Source organism: Streptomyces prunicolor NBRC 13075 (assembly GCF_000367365.1).
Taxonomy (GTDB): domain Bacteria; phylum Actinomycetota; class Actinomycetes; order Streptomycetales; family Streptomycetaceae; genus Streptomyces; species Streptomyces prunicolor.
Window position 1 is genome coordinate 1 of sequence record NZ_BARF01000044.1, and the last position, 1,249, is coordinate 1,249.

Below are 1,249 nucleotides of genomic sequence, written 5' to 3' on the forward strand. Positions count from 1 at the left end.
GCTCCCGTCTCGTCGGCGGCTGCCGGCTCGTGGTCCATTCCGGCCCGTTCCAGAGCGGTCGCGCTCACGGGTGCGGGGTGTCCGGTGATGCCGGTGGCATCCGTGCCCGCCCAGGTGGCGGAGCCGTCACGGGGACGCTCTAGCATGGTCGGTCTGACGATCGACTGACGGGGACGGGGACGAGACGTGGGGGACCAGACACAGCCGGACGGCGGCGCGGGAGCGAACAGTGACCCGTGGGCGCCGCCGGAGAGCAAGCCGTCGCTGGAGAAGAGCGTGCCGCAGCAGCCCACGCCCGGACAGCAGCCGGCCCCCGGACAGTGGGCCGCTCCGCAGGACCAGCAGCCTCCGCCGCAGTCGCCGTCCGTGCACAACCAGGCCACGGTGACCTCCCTGCCGTCCGACGGCTTCGCCCCACCCGCACCCGGCACGCCTTCCAACGCACCTGGCTACGGTCCCCCCGGCACACCCCCGGGCCTCCCGAGCTACGGCGCTCCGGGCTACGGCCAGCCCAACGCCCCCGGAGGCCCGGGAATGCCGGGTGGACCGGGCATGCCTGGCGGCCCCGGAATGCCGGGTGGCCCGGGCGCGCCCGGCGGCTACGGCTACCCCGGCTACCCGCAGGGCTACGGCTGGCCCGGTATGCCGATGGCCCCGCAGAACAACATGGGCACCGCGGCGATGGTGCTGGGCATCCTGTCCTGCTGCCTGTTCTGCTTCTACGGCGTCGTCTCCCTGGGCCTCGGCATCACCGCGATCATCCTCGGCGTCAAGGGCAAGAAGCGGGCCGACCGGGGCGAGGCCACGAATCGCGGCCAGGCCCAGGCGGGTCTGATCACGGGCATCATCGGGACCGTCTTGGGGGTCCTCACGGTCGCCGCGTTGATCGCCACCATCGTGTTCGCCATCAATCACGGTGACAGCACCGACACCTCGGACACCGACCCCTTCTACAACTCCGCCCCCAGCCTGACGGCACCCGTCCTGCCCCAGGCCTGACCCCGCGCTGGCAGGAGCCCCACCTCACACCCACGGCATCCGGGACCGCAGCAGCCCCGCCGCAGGTGTGCCCGCGCCCGTGATCATGGGCACCGCTCCCACCTGAGTGCCCCGTCCTCTTCGAGCCTTCGCCGCACTAGGGGTACAGGCGACCGCCCCAGCCCCAACTTCTCCGGATCACCATCCCGGCAACCCCGCGCGGAACTGGCCGGGATGGTCCACGAGCCGGCAGCCGCCAACCCACGGGAGC

Annotated in this window: 1 protein-coding gene; it reads left to right on the forward strand. The window is 72.7% G+C overall.

Going from position 1 to position 1,249, the window contains the following annotated elements; translation table 11 throughout:
* Window positions 1–186: 186 nt before the first annotated feature.
* A complete protein-coding gene (locus SPR02S_RS55990) occupies window positions 187–999 on the forward strand; it encodes a DUF4190 domain-containing protein (protein ID WP_043258388.1) in 813 nt (270 codons plus the stop codon).
* Window positions 1,000–1,249 lie beyond the last annotated feature (250 nt).